This is a genomic window from Stenotrophomonas sp. STEN022 (assembly GCF_056760155.1).
Genome location: NZ_JBRREG010000016.1, coordinates 1 through 19,352, shown reverse-complemented (window position 1 = coordinate 19,352; position 19,352 = coordinate 1). Strand labels below are relative to the sequence as shown.

Sequence of the window (19,352 nt, the reverse complement as noted above, 5' to 3'; positions counted from 1 at the left end):
ATTCTGCCGCAAGCGCCCTGCGCCCGCGCGCTGCTCAGCGTTTCTGCGCGACCTCGGCCAACGCAGCGATGAATTCATCCTGCAGCGCGAGCTTGCCGAACAGGCCATGCTGGGTGCCGCTCAGCACCCGCAGCATATGGCCACGACCGCCGGGCATGCGCCCCATCGGCTTGAACAGCAGGTCGCGGCCATTGGCGATCCAATCGTGGTCGGATTGGAAGATAGGCGTCAGCCAGCGGCTCCAGAACTGGTACAGCCACACATGCGCCTTGCGCTGGTGCTGGTAACGCGCCAATGCGGCATCAATGCTCTGCTCCGCGCGCAAGGCATCGCGCAGTGCCATCGCATCCATCAACGCCATGTTGACGCCCTGCCCCAGCTGCGGACTCATCGAGTGCGCCGCGTCACCGGCCAATACCAGGCGGCCGCGGTACCAGCGGTCCATCACCGCATCGCGATAGCTTGCGCGGGCCAGCTGCGCCTGCACGCTGACCCCAGCCAGGCGCTCGCGCGCTTCCGGCCATAGCGTGGCGATCTCATCCAGCCACGGTTCCAGCCCGTCGCGCTCCCAGGCCTGGAAACCGTCGCGCGGCAGGCTCCAGAAGAAGCTCAGGCGCTGTTCGTTGTCGCCCGGTCGTGTGCCCACGGGCAGCAGGCCGATCATCTTGCGCGCGGCCACGTAGCGCTGGCGCAGCTCATCGCCATGCTGCCAATCACCACGCGGCAGCAGGCACCACAGCGCCCCCCAGGGGTAAACGCGATCCAGCTTGGTGCCCTGCACCTGCGCGCGCAGGCCGGAGCCCGAACCGTCGGTGGCGATCACCAGGTCGAACGGGCCGTGCCAACGCCCGTGCTGGTCCTGTACGCGCTGCAGGGATTCATCGATGGCGCTGATATGGCTGTCCACATGCAGCGACGGGCCGGCATCCCAGGCCGCATCCAGCAGCGAGAACAGCGCCCCGCGCTGCATGCCAACGCCGCACAGTTGCGCGTCCAGCCCGGCGTAAGTCATGTCCATCACCGCGCGTCCACACGGGGTCTCGCCGTACAGGCGGCGCACCACCGCGCCGTACTCCAGCACCTGCGGCATCAACTGCATCTGCCACAGCGCCTGCAGGCCACTGGGCTGTAGCAGGAAGCCCGCGCCTACCGGTCCAGGGGTCGCCGCCTGCTCGAAAACCTGCACACGGTGTCCGTCGCGCGAGAGCAGCACCGCCAGTGCCTGACCGGCCGTGCCATAGCCGACGATGGCGATATCCAGTGTCTTGCTCATTGCAGTCCCTCCCTGGGCCGACTGCCATTGCTAAAAAAAAAACCCCGCCGAAGCGGGGTTCTTCCGCACAACCGGGTGGATCACTCGGCCGGCGTGATGTTCGAAGCCTGGGCACCCTTCGGGCCCTGGGTCACGTCATAGCTGACGCGCTGGCCTTCCTGCAGGCTGCGGAAGCCCTTGGAATTGATCGCGGAGAAGTGCGCGAAGACATCGGCGCTGCCGTCCTCCGGTGAGATGAAGCCAAATCCCTTGGCGTCGTTGAACCACTTGACGGTACCGTTCGGCATGGTGATGCGAGACCTTGTTCGATGAATGGATTGATGCACGCTGAATGAGGCGTACTGGCGGAGTATGCAAACCTTAAGCCGGGATGACAATCACCCCCGGGCCAATTCACCCACCAAAGTCGGCAAACCGGACGAAGCTGCCTCCACATTCGCCAAAACCTCGGCCATGGTGATCTCCTCGGCATCGCCACAGCCAGCGGCCCAGTTGGCGACGATCGCCAGACAGGCGTACTCCAGCCCCAATTCGCGCGCCAGCCCGGCTTCGGGCATGCCGGTCATGCCGACCAGATCGCAGCCATCACGGCGCATCCGCGCGATCTCGGCATTGGTTTCCAGACGCGGGCCCTGGGTGGCGCCGTAACAGCCGCCGTCCTGGATGGCCACGCCCTTGGCCTTGGCCGCCGCCAGCACCTTGGCACGGAACGACGGCGTGTAGGGGTGGCCAAAGTCCACATGCAGGACCTCGCTGCCTTCCTCCTCGCTGAGGGTGGAAATCCGACCCCAGGTGTAGTCGATCAACTGGTCCGGGCAGGCCAGTACGCGCGGGCCGAAGTCCTCACCAATGCCGCCCACCGTGTTCAAGGCCAGCACCCGGCTTGCGCCCAGCTGCTTGAGCGCAGCCAAGTTGGCGCGGTAGTTGATCTTGTGCGGCGGAATTGAATGGCCTTCGCCATGCCGGGCAAGGAACGCCACGCGCTGGCCGTTCAGCAGGCCAACCCGGACCGGGCCCGAGGGGGCGCCGTAGACGGTTTTCACTTCATGGGTCTGGACTTCATCCAGCGCGGCCAGCTTGTACACGCCGGTGCCGCCAATAACGGCCAGGGCGATAGGTTCCATGCTCATTCCTGATGTTCTCGTTGGGCACGCGCAAGCCACGCCCTTGGCGTGGCCCAGCCGCGATCAGACCGAAAGCCGATGGCAAGCATCGGCCGCCGGTATTACTGCTTCATAGCGTAGATGGCCGGCAGCGAACGCAGCGATTCGTTGACGTCCATGCCGAAGCCGAACACGAAGCGGTCCGGCAGTTCGATACCGGAGTAGTCGGCCTTCACGCCCGGCAGGCAACGGTCGTGCTTCTTCACGGTCAGCACGGCAATACGCACGTCGGTCGCGCCCTGCTCCAGGCACCATTCGCGCACACCCTGCAGGGTGAAGCCTTCGTCCAGGATGTCGTCGACCAGGATCACCCGGCGGCCGAACAGGGCCGACACCGGGCGGTGCTTCCAGACCAGCTCACCGCCGGTCTCGCCGTGGTAGCGCGAGGCCTGCATGTAGTCGAACTGCGCGTCCTGACCGCGCGCACCCAGCTCCAACGCCAACTGGCCGGCGAACGGCAGCGCACCGTTCATGATCGAGATGAACACCGGCACTTCGCCCTTGTAGTCACGCGCGATGGCGTCGGCGATGCCGGCGATGGCGGTGTCGATGGTGGGACGGTCGACCAGCAGGTCGGCCTGGGCCACGGCTTGTTCAAGAGTGAGTTTGGACATCAGGCGGTTCTTCCAAGGTTTTCAAACAGATGATTACGGGTATCAGTATGGCGGGCATCGGCCAGCAGGCCGCCCCAGCCCATCGCCCCACGGCCGATCAGGCTCAACAGGGCGGCGGTATTCAAGCTGCGGCCGGTCACGGCCTGCAGTGATTCTTCGACCAGTTCCGGGTGGCACACCAGCACCACGTCGCAGCCGGCATCCAGGTGCGCATCGACGCGGGCCTTGACCCCACCGGCAGCGAACGAGGCCGCCATGCCGATATCGTCAGAGAACACCACGCCCCGGAAGCCCATCTGCTCACGCAGGATCTGGTTGATCCAGCGCGGCGAGTAGCCTGCCGGTTCCGGCGCCACCTGCGGGTAGATCACGTGCGCCATCATCACCGCATCGGCGCCAGCAGTGATGCCGGCCCGGAACGGTATCAGGTCGTGCGCTTCAATTTCTGCCAGGGGCCGCGGGTCCACCGCGGTGTCCACATGGGTGTCCTCTCGGACCGTGCCATGGCCGGGGAAATGCTTGAGCGTGGCGGCCATGCCGACCGAATGCATGCCGCGCACATAGGCAGCGGTCAAGGCGGCGACGACCTGCGGGTCTTCGCCAAAGGCACGGTTGCCGATGGCCAGGTTGCCATGGCCCACGTCCACCACCGGCGCGAAGCTCAGGTCCAGGCCACTGGCGCGGATTTCACTGGCCATCAGCCAGGCGTGCTGCTCGGCCAGGGCCAGGGCGCCGTCCGGGTCGCTCGCATACAGCTTGCCGAAGCCTTCCAGCGGCGGCAGATCTGCATAGCCCTCGCGGAAACGCTGCACGCGCCCGCCTTCCTGGTCCACGCTGATCAGCAGCGGACGTGCGGTGGCAGCGCGGATCGCCGCGGTCAGCTCCACCACCTGCGTCCGCGAGGCGAAGTTGCGCTTGAACAGCACCACCCCGGCCACGGCGTCGTGCTGCAGCCAGTCACGCTCCTGGGCAGTCAGTTCGGTGCCGGCAACGCCGATCAAAAGCATGCAAGGACTCCAATCCACCGCAGACTGCGGCGTAGCGGAATATTGTCGCAGATGGCGCCCGCCGCGTCAGAGCCTGCGTTCAGACGCTGCAACCATCCGGGCCGCAGGCCTGTTCATCCGGGCTGCCAGCTCCCTGCGGCGCCTGCTCGGCGGCGATCTTGCGCAGCACGTCGGCAAACACTTCTGCCGGCTGGCCGCCCTGCACCGCGTATTGGCCATTGATGACGAAGGTCGGCACCGACTGGATGCCCAGCGCCTGCGCCTGGCCGATGCCGGCCTGGACCTGGGCCAGCCCCTCGTCCGAGGCCAGCATCGCCTGCACGCGTTCGGCCGGGATGTCGCCCGCCGCGGCGGCAGCAATCAGCACCTGGGGATCGGCCAGGTTGCGGCCTTCGGCGAAGTGCGCACGGAACAGCGCCTCACCGACCTGTTCCTGCACCCCATACTGACCTGCCAGCCACATCAGCCGATGCGCCAGCAAGGTGCTGACCTTGACCTGGCCCTTGCCGAAATCCATCGGCAGGCCTTCGGCCTGGGCGGCGCCCTGGGTCTGCGCCAGCATCTGCCGGGTACGTTCGGCGCCGCCGAATTTGGCAGCGTAGGCCTCCAGCAGCGGCATCGGGGTGGTATCGGCATCAGGATCGAGCAGGAACGGATGCCAGCGCACCTCGATATCGGGCACGTCGGCGCCCAGCAGCTCAAGACCGCGCTGGAAGCGGTGCTTGCCAATCCAGCACCAGGGGCAGACCACGTCGGACCAGATATCGATGCGCATGAGGGTTCCTAATATCAATGTAGTGCCGAGCCACGCTCGGCAGGGGCTTCACAAGCAAACCCTGTAGTGCCGAGCCATGCTCGACTGAAGCTCTACCGGTAATGGCTCTGCCCAGCATGGCTCGGCACTGCAGGGTTTGCTTGTGAAGCCCCTGCCGAGCATGGCTCGGCACTACAGGCAATTCACAACTGGGTGTACGGCCTGGATGCCAAGGCCAGATTGTAATAACGCAACTCATCGGTGACTTCGGCACCGGCCCAGTCGGGCTTGGCGAACACCTGGTCGGCGCTCTCCAGCTCCACTTCGGCCACCACCAGTCCGGCGTTGTCGCCGAGGAACTCGTCCACTTCCCACAGCAGGCCGTCGTGCTGGACCAGATACCGGCGTTTGTCGATCAGGCCGCCAACACACAACGCCAGCAGCTCACGCGCCTCGCTCACCGGCACCGGGTACTCGAACTCCTGGCGGGTGTGGCCGAGCTCGCGCGACTTGATGTTCAGGTAAGCCTCGTCGCCCTGGATGCGGACCCGCACCGAGGCCTTCTGCGCGCCACTGTCCATCGCCGCCGTATCGTTGATATAGCCCTGCGCCATCGGGATGACGGCGTGCGCAGCAGCACGCCAGTCATCGCTGGTGACGAGGAACTTGCGTTCGATCTCGATACCCACCGCTTACCTCTTCTCGAAGACAGCAATGCTTTCCACATGCGCGGTGTGCGGGAACATGTCCATCGCGCCAGCTGATACCAGGGTGAAACCGCGCTCGTTGACCAGGTAACCGGCGTCGCGCGCCAGCGAACCCGGATGGCAGCTGACGTAGACGATGCGTTTGAACTGGTCCAGCGGCAACTGCTTGAGCACATCGATCGCCCCCGAACGCGGCGGGTCGAGCAGCAGCTTGTCGAAGCCCTGCTTCATCCACGGCGCTTCGCTCTGATCCAGGGTCAGGTCGGCGGCATGGAACTCGGCGTTGGCCAGACCGTTGCGCTCGGCGTTTTCCTTGGCGCGCGCGACCAGCCCGGCCTCGCCTTCCACGCCGACCACTTCGCGCACGCTGCGCGCCAGCGGCAGGGTGAAGTTGCCCAGTCCACAGAACAGGTCGAGCACCCGCTCATCTGGCTGCGGATCCAGCAAGGTCAGCGCATGCGCGATCATCTGCTGGTTGAGCTTGGCGTTGACCTGGATGAAGTCCAGCGGACGGAATGCCAGTTCCACATCCCACTGCGGAAGCGCAAAGGACAGCGCAACGCCTTCGGCCGGCCACAGCGGAGCCACGGTGTGCAGGCCACCCGACTGCAGGTAGATCGCGAAGCCGTGCTCCTGGCCGAATGCGATCCACGCCTGCTTGTCAGCATCACTGAGCGGCTGCAGATGGCGCACGGTCAGGGCGATGGCCGCATCACCAGCGATGAATTCGATCTGTGGGATGTCGCGCTTGCCGTCCAGCGTCTCGATGAAGGTGGACAGTACGCCCACTTTGCTGCCGATCTCCGGGATCACCGTCAGGCACTGCGACAGATCGGCGACAAAGCGCGGATCCAGCTCGCGGAAACCAACCAGCGTCTTGTCCTTCTTCTCGACGCGGCGTACCGAGAAGCGGCCCTTGCGGCGATAGCCCCAGCTGTCGCCCACCAGCGCCGGCAACACCTCGCCCGGGCTGACGTGGCCGATGCGGGTCAGGTTGTCGGTCAGCACCTGCTGCTTGGCCACGATCTGCTGCGACTCCTCCAGGTGCTGCAACACGCAACCAGCACACACGCCGAAATGCGGGCAGCGCGGCTCGACGCGGTGCGGCGAGGCCTTGAGCACTTCGACCGTCTTGGCCTCATCAAAATGACGGCTCTTGCCGGTCTGCTCGGCCATCACCGTCTCCTGCGGCAGCGCGCCGCTGATGAAGGTGACCTTGCCACCCTCGCCTTCACGGCGTGCAACGCCACGGCCGTCGTGGCTCAGGTCGAGGATGTCGGTCTGGAACGGGGTCTTGTCTATGCGGGGGGATCTGGATCGGGCCACGTGGCAACAGGCTGCGGGCAAAAGGGCGGCCATTGTCGCAGATGCTTAACGTGAACACCCCGATCACTTGCAGATCGCAGCGCCATCGCTAATATGCGGGCAGTAGCTGACATGGAGGCAGCAGATGAATACGCATCACCAAGGAAACCTGCCGCGCCTGTTGTTGGTCGAGGACGACATGACCAGCCAGGGCTTCTTCCAGTTTGTACTGGAATCGCTACCGGCCAAGGTTGATATCGCCGAATCATGTGCCAGCGCGCTGCGCTTGGCACAGAGCGGCACCTACGACCTGTGGCTGCTCGATGTGAACCTGCCTGACGGCAACGGCGCCAACCTGCTGCGTAGTCTGCGTGAACGCCATCCGCACACCATTGCACTGGCGCATACCGCAGATACCAGCCAGGAAATGCAGACGACGCTGCAACAGGCCGGTTTCCACGAAACCCTTGTCAAACCGATCAGTCGCGATGCGCTGCTCAAAAGCGTGCGCCGTGCGCTGAGCAGGTCCACAGCAAAAACCGATGGCAACGTTGCCGAGGCTGCCCTGGATTGGGACGAATCCGCCGCAATGAATGCCTTGAACGGGCAGCAGGCGCATGTACGTGCACTGCGCGAACTGTTCCTGTCCGAGTTACCCGGCACCCGCGATGCGGTCAGCCATGCACTTGAAGAACATGACGACAAAGCCCTGCATGCACAGCTGCACAAACTGCAGGCCAGCTGTGGTTTTGTTGGTGCCTCGCGCTTGGCGGTTGCAGTGCGCCAGCTGAATCACGATCCGGCATCGATGCAGGCGCGGCAACAATTCGGCAGCGCTGTCAGCGCCCTGCTTCGCTGATCAGATGTAGTGCCGAGCCATGCTCGGCAGGGGCTCTACCGGGAAACATCTTGCCGAGCATGGCTCGGCACTACGGTTGCGAACGGGCCAGTTCACCCAGCATTTCCCAGGATTTGAGTCCGCGACCGCCAAGGTGATGCAGCAGTACTGCACGCATCTGCAGGCGCAGGCTGGCGACATCGCTGCTGCCTGGCTGTTGATCCCCGGCCAATGCCAGCAGCGCGCTGCCGGTAGCCAGCGTGCGCCGCTCGTTGCTACTACGTTCGCTGAGCAATCGAAGCGGTCCCTGCAACGGATCCAGCCGATAGCGTCCAGCCGGATCGATGGGCTCACCGTCGGCGCCGCAACTCCAGTCAAGACCAAAGCCCAATGCGTTGAGCAGGTCACGCTCGAAGCGCCGCAGTGACCACGCCAACGCATCAGGCTGATCAAGCTGCCCGCGCAACTCGCCGTAAGCCACATACAGCTCAGGCAACGGGTCCTGCCGCGGCGTCAAGCGCATCACCAGTTCATTGATATAGAAGCCGGCCAGCATCGCGTGGCCGTGTAGACGCGGCGCCACGTCCTGACTCTCGGCGCGGCGCAGCTGCGCCAACTCACCGGTTTGCCGTGCGTCAAAGCGAATCGCCTGCAGCGGCTGCAAGGCTGCACGCAACGCCTGCTTCTTCGGCCCTTGCACGCCGCGTGCGAGCAGACCCAAACGGCCGTGCTCCAGACTCAGCACCTCGACCAGCAGACTGGTTTCGCGCCAAGGCCGGGCATGCAGCACGTAAGCGGGCTGGTCTTCGATGCGCATCTAAGGCGGGGAATCGGGAATGGAGAAACGGGAGTTGGAATCGCCGGTCACCGTGATCTGGGCAGCCCTCTTCAGGCTCCCGGGCGCCCGACCTTCACTGCAAAACTGCGCCGTCGCAGCGAAGGCCTTCATCGCGCAACCTGACCTGTCACATCGTCAGGCAACAGCCGGGGTCGCAAGTTGCAGCAGAACCAGGCAGTTTCCATTCCCGATTCTCTACTCCTGATTCCCGGGTGGAAACTTACTGCTCGCCGTAACCAAAGGCCTTCAGCGCGGCCTCGTCATCGGACCAGCCTTCACGTACGCGCACCCAGGTTTCCAGGAACACCTTGGCACCGAACAGACGCTCCATCTGCAGACGCGCCTTGGCACCAATTTCCTTCAAGCGGGTGCCGCCCTTGCCAATGACAATCGCCTTCTGGCCTTCGCGCTCGACCCAGATCACCGCGCCGATACGCAGCAGCGCGCCGTCTTCGGCGAAGCGTTCGATTTCCACGGTGGTGGCGTACGGCAGTTCTTCGCCAAGCTGGCGCATCAGCTGCTCGCGGACCAGCTCGCCGGCGAGGAAGCGCTGGCTGCGGTCGGTGATTTCGTCTTCGCCGAACATCGGCGGGCCTTCCGGCACCAGCCCGATCAGGTCACGCACCAGCGCGTCCAGACCATTGCGCTTCAGCGCCGAGATCGGATGCACGGCGGCGAATTCGCGGCCGACGGTGATCTCCTGCAGGAACGGCAGCAGCGCGCCCTTGTCCTTCAGCCGATCAACCTTGTTGACGATCAGCACCACCGGCACGCCTGCATCGCTCAGCACGTTGAACGCGAGGGTGTCTTCTTCGTCCCAGCGACCGGCTTCGATCACCAGCAAGCCAACGTCCACGCCTTCCAGCGAGGCACGCGCGGCACGGTTCATGACCCGGTTCATCGCGCGCTTCTGCTGGCGATGCAATCCGGGGGTATCGACCAGCACCAGCTGCCCTTCCGGGTAGGTGGCGATGCCGAGCAGACGGTGGCGGGTAGTCTGCGGACGGTTGGAGACGATGCTGACCTTGGCGCCGACCAGGGCGTTGGTCAGGGTCGACTTGCCAACGTTGGGGCGGCCAATGACCGCGACGCTGCCACAGCGATGAGAGGAGGTGTCGTTCACTTGGAATCCAATTGCTCTATTGCGGCGGCTGCCGCCTGTTGTTCGGCCAGCCGTCGCGAAGTGCCTTCGCCTTCGGTACTTACGGCGGGGTCAGCCACGCAACAGCGCACATGGAAGTGCTTGGCGTGGTCGTCGCCGGTCTCCGATACCAGCTCGTATACCGGCAGGGTCTTCTGCCGGGCCTGCAACCATTCCTGCAGGCGTGTCTTGGGATCTTTCTCGGGCTTGCCTGCCGGCACCGCCGACAGCGAGGCCTCGAACCACGGCATTATCCGCTCGCGGCAGGCTTCAAAACCGGCGTCCAGATAAATGGCGCCAACCACGGCCTCGAAGGTGTCGGCGAGGATGGAGTCGCGGCGATGGCCGCCTGACTTCATCTCACCCGGGCCCAGGGTAAGCCGGTCACCCAGCTGCAGCGTACGTGCAATCACCGCCAGCGCGCTTTCGCAGACCAACGCCGAGCGGGCGCGGGTCAGCGCGCCCTCGTCCGCCTTCGGCCAACGGGTGAACAATGCCTCGGCAATCAACATGTTGACGATGCTGTCGCCGAGGAACTCCAGGCGCTCGTTATGCGGCGCGCCGGCACTGCGATGGGTCAGGGCCTGCTTCAGCAGACCCTGGTCCTTGAATGGATGACCGATCAGGTCACCCCGTTGGAACGTCTTATTGAGCACTGCCTGAGGTGAAATCCTGGGAGTTTGTGAAATTGCCTACGATGTCCAGATTGCCGATCAGCGGCTTGCGAACCTCATAGGTCACGTTCATCCGCCAACCACCGTCGGTGCGTTCGAACTTGATGTTGTCGCGCTTGACCGTGTCGGAGTAATTCATATCCATGCGCTTGAAAAACGCCTGGGTGGCGGTCGAAGGATTGAATTCTCCGGTCGACTCGTTGGCCATCGATTTCATCGCCACCTTGATCGAGTAGAACTCCTGGTACATCGGGAACAACTTCATGCCGATGTAAAGCCCGAAGCCCACCACCGCCAACACCATCAGGAACGAGGTCAGCGTCATACCTGCTTGCTTGTGCTTCATTGCGATCTCCCCAGAAACGCGTTGTCCACTCACTGAATGCCCGCCCCGATACGCGACGGTTCGAAACTACCCTTGCAGAACCAGCCTTCACAGTTCAGCCAGATCAGGAACGCCTTGCCACGCAGATTCTCTTCCGGCAGGAAGTGGGTCTGGGTCCAGAAGCGACTGTCCTCGCTGTTGTCGCGATTGTCACCCATCACGAAGTACTGGCCTTCCGGCACCACCCAGTCGCCCTGGCCCCGCGGGTCGGCACGACCCAGCAGCTCCAGCACGGTATGGCTGCGGCCCGGCAGCTGCTCGGTCAGCAGCGAGGCACCGGTCATTTCCGCACCCGGACCCTTGCCAACGTACTCGCCGCGGTCTTCGTAGACCATCGGCACGCCGTTGATCGACAAGGTGTCACCGTGGAAGCCGATGCGGTCACCCGGCAGGCCGATCACGCGCTTGATCCAGTTCTGGTCCGGCGCATGCGGCGGCTTGAACACCACCACGTCACCGCGCTTGGGCTCGGCTACCGGGATGATCTTGGTATTGGTGATCGGCAGGCGGAAGCCGTAGGAGAACTTGTTGACCAGAATGAAATCGCCGATCAGCAGGTTGGGCATCATCGAGCTGGAGGGGATCTTGTACGGCTCGGCCACGAAGCTGCGCAGGATCAACACCACCGCCAGCACCGGGAAGAACGCGCGCGAGTAATCCACCACCGCCGGCTCTTCGCTGTCCAGCAGGCTGGCCTTCTCGGCACGGCGCTTGCGCAGGTACAGCTTGTCCAGCAGCACCACCAGGCCCGAGCCCAGGGTCAGCACAACCAGGATGATTTCAAACCATTTCATTCAAGTTCCTTCGGAATGGGAATGGGGAATGGGGAGCAGGGAATCGCGCAGTCCAAAGCGGGTCCGCTCTGCCATTACGACTCCCCATTCCCTACTCTCGATTCACTGTTACTTGTCCATCTGCAGCACAGCAAGGAAGGCTTCCTGTGGGATCTCCACGCGGCCCACCTGCTTCATGCGCTTCTTGCCTTCCTTCTGCTTCTCCAACAGCTTCTTCTTACGCGAAACGTCGCCACCATAGCACTTGGCCAGCACGTTCTTGCGCATGGCCTTGACCGTGGTACGGGCGATGATCTGCGCGCCGATCGCGGCCTGGATGGCCACGTCGAACATCTGCCGGGGAATCAGGTCCTTCATCTTCTCGCACAGCTCGCGGCCACGGCGATCGGCGTGGCTGCGGTGGGCGATCAGCGACAGGGCGTCGACCTTGTCGCCGTTGATCAGTACGTCCAGGCGCACGAACGGGCCGGCCTCGAAGCGCACGAAGTGGTATTCCAGCGAGGCGTAGCCACGGCTGACCGACTTGAGCTTGTCGAAGAAGTCCAACACCACTTCGGCCATCGGCAGCTCATAGCTGATCTGCACCTGGCTGCCCATGTAGTTGATGCCGATCTGGCTGCCGCGCTTCTCTTCGCACAGCTTGATGATGCTGCCGATGTATTCCTCGGGGGTGAGGATGTTGGCGCGGATGATCGGCTCGCGGATTTCTTCCACCTGGTTGACCGGTGGCAGCTTGGCCGGGTTGTCCATCATCACGATGGTCCCGTCGCTCTTGAGCACCTCGTAGATCACCGTCGGTGCGGTGCTGATCAGGTCGAGGTTGTACTCGCGCTCCAGGCGTTCCTGCACGATTTCCATGTGCAGCATGCCGAGGAAGCCGCAGCGGAAGCCGAAGCCCATCGCCTCGGAGCTTTCCGGCTCGAAGCGCAGTGCCGCGTCGTTCAGGCGCAGCTTGTCGAGGGCTTCGCGCAGGTCCGGGTAGTCCTCGGCATCGACCGGGAACAGGCCGGCGAACACGCGCGGCTGCATTTCCTGGAAGCCGGGCAGCGGCTCGGAAGCCGGATCGGCCTGCAGGGTCAGGGTGTCGCCAACCGGCGCGCCGTGCACGTCCTTGATGCTGGCGTTGATCCAGCCCACTTCACCGGCACGCAGCGCAGGCATTTCCTTACGCTTGGGGGTGAAGACGCCGACCTTGTCGACCAGGTGCCAACGGCCGGTGGACATGACCTGGATCTTGTCGCCGGCCTTGATCTGGCCCTGCATCACGCGCACCAGCGAGACCACGCCCAGGTAATTGTCGAACCAGGAATCGATGATCAGCGCCTGCAGCTTGTCACTGCCACGGTCGGCCGGCGGCGGGATGCGGTGCACGATGGCCTCCAGCACCTCCTCCATGTTCAGGCCGGTCTTGGCGCTGACGGCAACCGCGTCGGAGGCGTCGATACCGATCACCGCCTCGATCTCGGCCTTGGCGCGGTCGATATCGGCGGTCGGCAGGTCGATCTTGTTCAACACCGGCACCACTTCCAGGCCCTGCTCGATGGCCGTGTAGCAGTTTGCAACCGACTGTGCTTCCACACCCTGGGCCGCATCGACCACCAGCAGCGCGCCTTCGCAGGCGGCCAGCGAGCGGCTGACTTCATAGGAGAAGTCGACGTGGCCGGGGGTGTCGATGAAGTTCAGGAAGTAGGTCTGGCCGTTGCGGGCCGTATACGGCACCGACACCGACTGCGACTTGATCGTGATGCCACGCTCGCGCTCGATCGGGTTGTTGTCCAGGACCTGCGCTTCCATTTCGCGCGCGGTCAAACCGCCACACAACTGGATGATGCGGTCGGCCAGGGTGGACTTACCGTGGTCAACGTGGGCAATGATGGAGAAGTTGCGGATCATCCGCATCGAATCATGTGACATAGGTGGCGGCGGCGGCGCTGCGTCGTCAGGATAACGGGCCATTATCGCATGCCGGAGCCAAGCCCCGCACAGGGTTTGGCCAGCAGCTGAACGAAAGGAGCCGCCCGAAGGCGGCTCCCGTTGCTATCGCAAGGTCTGGCGGGCTTATTCGCCGGCGCGAACCGGGACGAAGGCGCTGTTGGCGCCGGCGCGGACCAGCAACATGACCACGTCACCCTTCTTGTAGCCGGCCAGCTCCCGGTTCAGGGCGGCAACGCTGCCCACCGGGGCGCGCCCGACCTGCAGCACCACCATGCCCGGGGCCAGACGCGCTTCACGCCCGGACCGGCTGTTGACGCCGGTGATACGCACGCCCTCGCCCGACTCCAGGCCGAGCTGACGACGCTCGGCGGCGGTGAGATCGGCCACTTCCAGGCCCAGCAGGGCGTTGGCACCGGCCTGCGGCTTGGCATCATCGCCAGCGGCGGCAGTGTTACCCGGCCGCGCCGCATCCTCAGCCAGCTCATTCAGGGTCACAGTGATCTCACGCGGCTTGCCTTCACGGATGATCCCCATCCGCACCCTGCTGCCCGGCGCCATCGCACCAATCATCGGCGGCAGCTCGCTGGCGTCATTGATCTGGGTGCCATTGACCGAGCGGATGACATCACCCACCTCGATCCCGGCCTTGGCGGCAGCACTATCGGCCACCATCTCATTGACCAGCGCACCACGGCTATCCGGCAGCTTCAGGCCTTCGGCGGCATCGGCAGTAACCGCACCGACCATCACTCCCAACTGGCCGCGACTGACCTTGCCGGTCTTCTTGATCTGCTCAACCGCATTCATCGCCAGATCGATCGGGATTGCGAAGCTGATGCCCATATAGCCGCCAGATGCGGAGAAGATCTGCGAATTGATGCCGACCACTTCACCGCGCGTATTCAGCAAGGGGCCGCCGGAGTTGCCCTGGTTGATCGCCACGTCGGTCTGGATGAACGGCACATAGCGCTGCTCGTTACCACCGGTATTGCGGCCAAGCGCACTGACGATGCCGGCAGTAACCGAATGGTCCAGGCCAAACGGCGAGCCGATCGCTACCACCCACTGCCCCGGCTTGAGCGTATTGGAGTCGCCCACCCGCACGGTCGGCAGGTTGCGGCCTTCGACCTTCAGCAACGCCACGTCGTACTGGGCATCGCTGCCGACCACCTTGGCGGTGAACTCGCGACGATCACTCAAGGTGATCTTGACCGACTCGGCACCGTCGATGACGTGGTGGTTGGTCAGCACATAGCCGTCATTGGAGATGATGAAGCCCGAACCCATACTGCGCCCACGCGGCCCGCTGTCCGGTCCTTGCTGGCCCGGCCCCGGCATCTGGAAATCCGGACCGAAGAAGCGGCGGAAGAACTCCGGCATCTGGTCCATGTCCGGGCCCTGCTGGGCAGCGCGCGGATTGCGGCGCGCGCCGATCACGGTATCGACCTTGACCACGCCCGGGCCGACCTGGTCGACCAGCTGGGTGAAGTCAGGCAGGCCCTGCACCAGCTGCGGCGCGGGGGCGGCACGGGCAGCGGTCGCCTGCGCCGCGGGCGCATCCGGTGCCGGGCTCTGCGCGCAGGCCACCAACGGCAGGGTCATCGCCAGCAGGCCAAACACCTTGTTTTGGATACGTGGGGTCATCAGCTTCGAGCCTCCAATTCAGTCAAAGCGGGAAAGAACAGCCAAGCCCGGTACGCCAGCCAACAGCGCACAAACCTGGAATCCGGGAAAAACCGGTCGCCCTGAGGCGGACGACCGGCAAGCAACACTCACTGACGCGGCAACAGCCTGCGCGACTCGGCATCGTCGGCACCCTGTGCCGGCATGCGCGGTTCAAACGGGTAGAACGTCGCCCCACCCTGCTCCTGCGCAGGGAAACTGGCGTTGAGCGCCCCCTGCGACAGCGAAGGTGCCACCGACGAGCGTGGCCACGGCCGTGCATGCAGTACACCATTGCCGGTGGCAAATGGGTCCTGGCGCAGCGCCGGGGTTGCCGGCAGTACCGGCGCGGAAGCAATCGCCCGCTGCGGCTCGACCATGCGTGCGGTACCGGCCCGCGCTGCCTGCTGGGTACGGGTCGCACTGCCGCGGCGGGCGCTGGCATCCTGTCGACGGGTCACGGCTGCAGCAACCGCAGGTGCCGCCGCAACCAGACCGGCGACATTGCCGGCATCAGCCGCGGTAGGGGCCGAAGGCTGCACAGGTGCGGGAGCAACTTCCGCCGTGGTCGCGATGACTGGCGTCGGTGCATTCGTTTCAGGCAGCTGTTCGCGGGCCATGAACAAGGCCACGGCAGCCACCGAGGCAGCCAGAGCGGCACCGCCGCCCCAACGCCGCCAACCTGTCCGCGCGGCACGTTGCGGCGCACGTTGTGCTGCGGTCGCAGCCACGAGCGGCCCATTCTGCAACGCATCCGCGTCCACGGCCTGACGCACGCGCGCACTGAAATCCAGGGGAGCCGGTGCGCAGGCCTGGCCGCGCATCACGTCGCCCAATACCTGCCAGCGCTCCTGGCAGGCCGAAAGCTCGCTGTCGTGCTCCAAGCGGCGCAGCATGAAGCGCGCCTCATCGGCAGCCAGCTCGCCATCCACCAACGCCGACAGCTGCTGGCGGTAGTGCAATTCGAATTTGTCCGGCGCAGCACCGGCCGACACCGGGTTACGGTCTTGCGGGTTCATACGCGACTCCGTTCACGGGTAGCGCTGGGGGTATCCAGCAAGGGACGCAGCTGTGTATCGATGGCCTCGCGGGCACGGAAGATCCGCGACCGCACAGTGCCGATCGGGCATCCCATTTTCTGCGCGATATCCTCGTAACTCATGCCTTCCACCTCTCGCAACGTAATGGCTGAGCGCAGCTCTTCGGGCAACGCATCAACCGCCTTCATCACGGTCTGTTCCAGTTCCTGGCGCATCAACTCACGCTCGGGCGTGTCGTTGTCGCGCAAGCGGACCCCACTGTCGAACTGCTCGGCGTCACCGATCTCGATGTCGTCGGTGGGGGGGCGCCGGTTGTGTGCTGCCAGGTAGTTTTTTGCGGTATTCACTGCGATCCGATGCAACCAGGTATAGAACTGGGCGTCGCCACGGAAATTCCCGAGCGCACGGTAAGCGCGCACGAAAGTGTCCTGGGCCACGTCCTGACATTCACTCCAGTCGGCGATGTAGCGCCCGATCAACGCGATGATCCGATGCTGGTACTTGCGTACCAACACATCGAACGCCGCGCTTTCGCCGCGCTGCACACGCCGGACCAGTTCCAGGTCCAGCTCCTGCGGTGTTTCAACCTCGGCCATAACGGGCCGCACTCCTGTCAGCCCAACCGACGTCGGGCAATAAGACCGCTGTTCGCGGCAAAAGTTCAGCACCCTGTCCCAGCGGCACCGCACCAGCTTTTAACTCCCGTTCGGCTAACCTGCAGGGGCGTTGACCAGATAAGCACAACACATTTCCTGACATTGGGATTTGACGGCAGGGAAACAACCTCTGGATCATAGCGGCCTTCTCCATACACAACCGGATGGAACGTCCCATGCTCTCAGGCTTCGACGGGCTCCGCTTCAATCATTGGCAAACCGAGCTGCGCGAGGATGGCGTGGCAGTGCTCAGCCTCGACCGCAAGGACAGCCCGGTCAATGCCATGTCGCAAGACGTGCTGCTGGAACTGGGCGACATCGTCGAGCGCCTGGCCATCGACCCGCCCAAGGGTGTGGTGGTGCGCTCGACCAAGGCAGCCGGCTTCATCGCTGGCGCCGACCTGAAGGAATTCCAGGAGTTCGACCGCCGCGGCACCGTCAATGACGCCATTCGCCGCGGCCAGAGCGTCTACCAGAAGCTGGCCGAACTGCCCTGCCCGACCGTCGCCGCGATCCACGGCCACTGCCTGGGCGGTGGCACCGAGCTGGCGCTGGCCTGCCGTTACCGCGTGGCCTCCAACGATCAATCCACCCGTATCGGCCTGCCCGAGACCCAGCTGGGCATCTTCCCGGGCTGGGGCGGCAGTGCACGCCTGCCACAGCTGGTCGGTGCGCCGGCGGCGATGGACATGATGCTGACCGGCCGCACCCTGTCGGCCTCGGCCGCGCGTGCTATCGGCCTGGTCGACAAGGTCGCCGCCCCGGCGGTGCTGGTCGATGCGGCCATCGCCTTGCTGCAGACCGGCCTGACCCGCCCGTTCAAGCAGCGTGCGACTGCCTGGGCCACCAATACCTTCCTGGCCCGCAAGATCCTCGCCCCGCAGATGGCCAAGCAGGTCGCACGCAAGGCCAAGAAGGACCAGTACCCGGCGCCCTACGCGCTGATCAGCACCTGGGAGCGCACCGGCGGCAGCCCGATCCAGAAGCGCCTGGACGCCGAGCGCCGCGCCGTGGTCAAGCTGGCCAGCAGCCCGACCGCGCGCAACCTGATCCGCATCTTCTTCCTGACCGAACGGCTCAAGGGCTTGGGCGGCAAGGACTCGGGCATCAAGCACGTGCACGTGGTCGGTGCCGGCGTGATGGGCGGCGATATTGCGGCCTGGGCGGCCTACAAGGGCTTCAACGTGACCCTGCAGGACCGCGAGCAGCGTTTCATCGACCCGGCCATGACCCGCGCGCAGGCGCTGTTCGACAAGAAGGTGCGCGATGAGAGCAAACGCCCGGAGGTGGCCGCACGACTGAAGGCCGATCTGGCCGGTGACGGCGTGGCGCAGGCTGACCTGGTCATCGAAGCCATCATCGAGAACCCGGAAGCCAAGCGTGCGCTGTACCAGACGCTGGAGCCCAAGATGAAGGCCGATGCGCTGCTGACCACCAATACCTCCTCGATCCCGCTGGTCGAGCTGCGTGACCACATCCAGCGCCCGGCACAATTCGCCGGTCTGCATTACTTCAACCCGGTCGCGCAGATGCCGCTGGTGGAGATCATCCACCACGACGGCATGGCGCCGGAAACCGAGAAGCGTCTGGCTGCGTTCTGCAAGGCGCTGGGCAAGTTCCCGGTGCCGGTGGCCGGCACGCCCGGTTTCCTGGTCAACCGCGTACTGTTCCCGTACATGCTGGAAGCCGCCACCGCGTATGCCGAAGGCATCCCCGGCCCGGTGATCGACAAGGTGGCGGTCAAGTTCGGCATGCCGATGGGCCCGATCGAGCTGCTGGATACGGTTGGCCTGGACGTGGCCGCAGGCGTGGGCAAGGAGTTGGCTCCCTTCCTCGGCCTGCAGATCCCGGCCGCACTGGCGACCGTCGAGCCGAACAAGCGCGGCAAGAAGGATGGCCAGGGCATCTACAAGTGGGAGAACGGCCGCGCGGTGAAGCCGGAGGTGGCCAAGGACTACCAGCCGCCGTCGGATCTGGAAGACCGCTTGATCCTGCCGCTGCTCAACGAGGCCGTGGCCTGCCTGCACGACGGCGTTGTCGCCGATGCCGACCTGCTCGATGCAGGGGTGATCTTCGGCACCGGTTTCGCCCCGTTCCGTGGCGGCCCGATCCAGCACATCCGCGCGACTGGTGTAGACGTATTGGTTGAGAAACTGAAGACCTTGCAGGCACGCCATGGCGACCGCTTCGCACCGCGCAATGGCTGGGAGATGCCAGAACTGCGTGAGCCGGTGGTTTGAGTTTTTAGCAGTTGACCTAATGAAAAACGGAGCCGAAAGGCTCCGTTTTTCATTCCACCTGTAGTGCCGAGCCATGCTCGGCAGTGGCCTTACCAGCAATAACCACCTTGTGGGAGCGGTGTAAGCCGCGAAGCCACAAATGAATCAGATCGCCAAGATCCCTGCAATTTCGGCGATGTCAGCTTCGCGGCTCACACCGCTCCCACAACCAACAAACAATGCTGATGGATCGCCGGTAGAGCCCCTGCCGCGCCTGGCGCGGCCCTACAGGTGGAATTAAAAAAGGGGCCGTTAGGCTGCGGTTTTGATTAGGGGAACTGGGTAAA

General features: G+C 64.4%; 19 protein-coding genes. 2 read left to right on the top strand and 17 right to left on the bottom strand.

Annotated features, from left to right (window positions below):
- Positions 1-34 precede the first annotated feature (34 nt).
- The 8 genes from ACVOMF_RS05405 to rlmD form a co-directional block, all read right to left on the bottom strand.
- Positions 35-1,273 carry an FAD-dependent oxidoreductase gene (locus ACVOMF_RS05405; protein ID WP_481508345.1) on the bottom strand — a complete coding sequence of 413 codons (1,239 nt, stop codon included), beginning with the start codon at positions 1,271-1,273 and terminating at the stop codon, positions 35-37.
- An 80-nt stretch (positions 1,274-1,353) separates the two neighbouring features.
- Positions 1,354-1,560 (bottom strand): transcription antiterminator/RNA stability regulator CspE, encoded by a 207-nt coding sequence (cspE, locus tag ACVOMF_RS05400; protein ID WP_057506519.1) that lies wholly within the window; start codon positions 1,558-1,560, stop codon positions 1,354-1,356.
- Positions 1,561-1,650: 90 nt separating this feature from the next.
- The gene (locus ACVOMF_RS05395; RefSeq protein ID WP_481508344.1) at positions 1,651-2,403 is read right to left on the bottom strand and encodes an S-methyl-5'-thioinosine phosphorylase; all 753 of its coding nucleotides are present in this window, start codon (positions 2,401-2,403) and stop codon (positions 1,651-1,653) included.
- Between the two features lie 95 nt (positions 2,404-2,498).
- On the bottom strand, positions 2,499-3,050 hold the full coding sequence (locus ACVOMF_RS05390; protein ID WP_481508343.1) for a hypoxanthine-guanine phosphoribosyltransferase: 552 nt from the start codon (positions 3,048-3,050) through the stop codon (positions 2,499-2,501).
- The gene (nagZ, locus tag ACVOMF_RS05385; protein ID WP_481508342.1) at positions 3,050-4,057 is read right to left on the bottom strand and encodes a beta-N-acetylhexosaminidase; all 1,008 of its coding nucleotides are present in this window, start codon (positions 4,055-4,057) and stop codon (positions 3,050-3,052) included. Before nagZ ends, ACVOMF_RS05390 begins: the two co-directional genes overlap by 1 nt.
- Positions 4,058-4,136: 79 nt before the next feature.
- Positions 4,137-4,832 (bottom strand): DsbA family oxidoreductase, encoded by a 696-nt coding sequence (locus ACVOMF_RS05380; RefSeq protein ID WP_481508341.1) that lies wholly within the window; start codon positions 4,830-4,832, stop codon positions 4,137-4,139.
- 182 nt (positions 4,833-5,014) lie between these two features.
- On the bottom strand, positions 5,015-5,500 hold the full coding sequence (locus tag ACVOMF_RS05375) for a CYTH domain-containing protein (RefSeq protein ID WP_481508340.1): 486 nt from the start codon (positions 5,498-5,500) through the stop codon (positions 5,015-5,017).
- A gap of 3 nt (positions 5,501-5,503) precedes the next feature.
- Positions 5,504-6,844: a 23S rRNA (uracil(1939)-C(5))-methyltransferase RlmD gene (gene rlmD, locus ACVOMF_RS05370; protein WP_481508339.1), complete on the bottom strand. Its 1,341-nt coding sequence runs from the start codon at positions 6,842-6,844 to the stop codon at positions 5,504-5,506.
- A gap of 124 nt (positions 6,845-6,968) precedes the next feature.
- Here rlmD and ACVOMF_RS05365 point away from each other — a divergent pair, with 124 nt between their 5' ends.
- Positions 6,969-7,682, top strand: coding sequence for an Hpt domain-containing response regulator (locus tag ACVOMF_RS05365; protein ID WP_481508338.1), 714 nt, complete (start codon positions 6,969-6,971; stop codon positions 7,680-7,682).
- Between the two features lie 70 nt (positions 7,683-7,752).
- On the opposite strand, the gene recO is transcribed toward ACVOMF_RS05365, so the two are convergent.
- From recO to rpoE, 9 genes are all read right to left on the bottom strand, one after another.
- The gene (gene recO / locus ACVOMF_RS05360; RefSeq protein ID WP_481508337.1) at positions 7,753-8,478 is read right to left on the bottom strand and encodes a DNA repair protein RecO; all 726 of its coding nucleotides are present in this window, start codon (positions 8,476-8,478) and stop codon (positions 7,753-7,755) included.
- Positions 8,479-8,719: 241 nt separating this feature from the next.
- Positions 8,720-9,622, bottom strand: coding sequence for a GTPase Era (gene era, locus ACVOMF_RS05355; protein ID WP_282269633.1), 903 nt, complete (start codon positions 9,620-9,622; stop codon positions 8,720-8,722).
- Positions 9,619-10,296, bottom strand: coding sequence for a ribonuclease III (gene rnc / locus ACVOMF_RS05350; RefSeq protein WP_481508336.1), 678 nt, complete (start codon positions 10,294-10,296; stop codon positions 9,619-9,621). The genes era and rnc overlap by 4 nt, the downstream gene beginning before the upstream one ends.
- Positions 10,286-10,660 carry a DUF4845 domain-containing protein gene (locus ACVOMF_RS05345; RefSeq protein ID WP_481508335.1) on the bottom strand — a complete coding sequence of 125 codons (375 nt, stop codon included), beginning with the start codon at positions 10,658-10,660 and terminating at the stop codon, positions 10,286-10,288. The genes rnc and ACVOMF_RS05345 overlap by 11 nt, the downstream gene beginning before the upstream one ends.
- A gap of 29 nt (positions 10,661-10,689) precedes the next feature.
- Entirely contained in the window at positions 10,690-11,493 is an 804-nt protein-coding gene (gene lepB / locus ACVOMF_RS05340) for a signal peptidase I (protein ID WP_481508334.1), read from the bottom strand.
- 108 nt (positions 11,494-11,601) lie between these two features.
- Positions 11,602-13,392, bottom strand: coding sequence for a translation elongation factor 4 (lepA, locus tag ACVOMF_RS05335; RefSeq protein WP_296250907.1), 1,791 nt, complete (start codon positions 13,390-13,392; stop codon positions 11,602-11,604).
- 159 nt (positions 13,393-13,551) lie between these two features.
- Positions 13,552-15,072: a DegQ family serine endoprotease gene (locus ACVOMF_RS05330; RefSeq protein ID WP_481508333.1), complete on the bottom strand. Its 1,521-nt coding sequence runs from the start codon at positions 15,070-15,072 to the stop codon at positions 13,552-13,554.
- Between the two features lie 128 nt (positions 15,073-15,200).
- Positions 15,201-16,109, bottom strand: a complete 909-nt coding sequence (locus ACVOMF_RS05325; protein WP_481508332.1) for a sigma-E factor negative regulatory protein — start codon at positions 16,107-16,109, stop codon at positions 15,201-15,203.
- Positions 16,106-16,726, bottom strand: coding sequence for an RNA polymerase sigma factor RpoE (gene rpoE / locus ACVOMF_RS05320; protein WP_296250849.1), 621 nt, complete (start codon positions 16,724-16,726; stop codon positions 16,106-16,108). Before rpoE ends, ACVOMF_RS05325 begins: the two co-directional genes overlap by 4 nt.
- 236 nt (positions 16,727-16,962) lie before the next feature.
- On the opposite strand from rpoE, the gene ACVOMF_RS05315 reads away from it, so the two are divergent.
- Positions 16,963-19,026: a 3-hydroxyacyl-CoA dehydrogenase NAD-binding domain-containing protein gene (locus ACVOMF_RS05315; protein ID WP_481508331.1), complete on the top strand. Its 2,064-nt coding sequence runs from the start codon at positions 16,963-16,965 to the stop codon at positions 19,024-19,026.
- Positions 19,027-19,352: the final 326 nt, after the last annotated feature.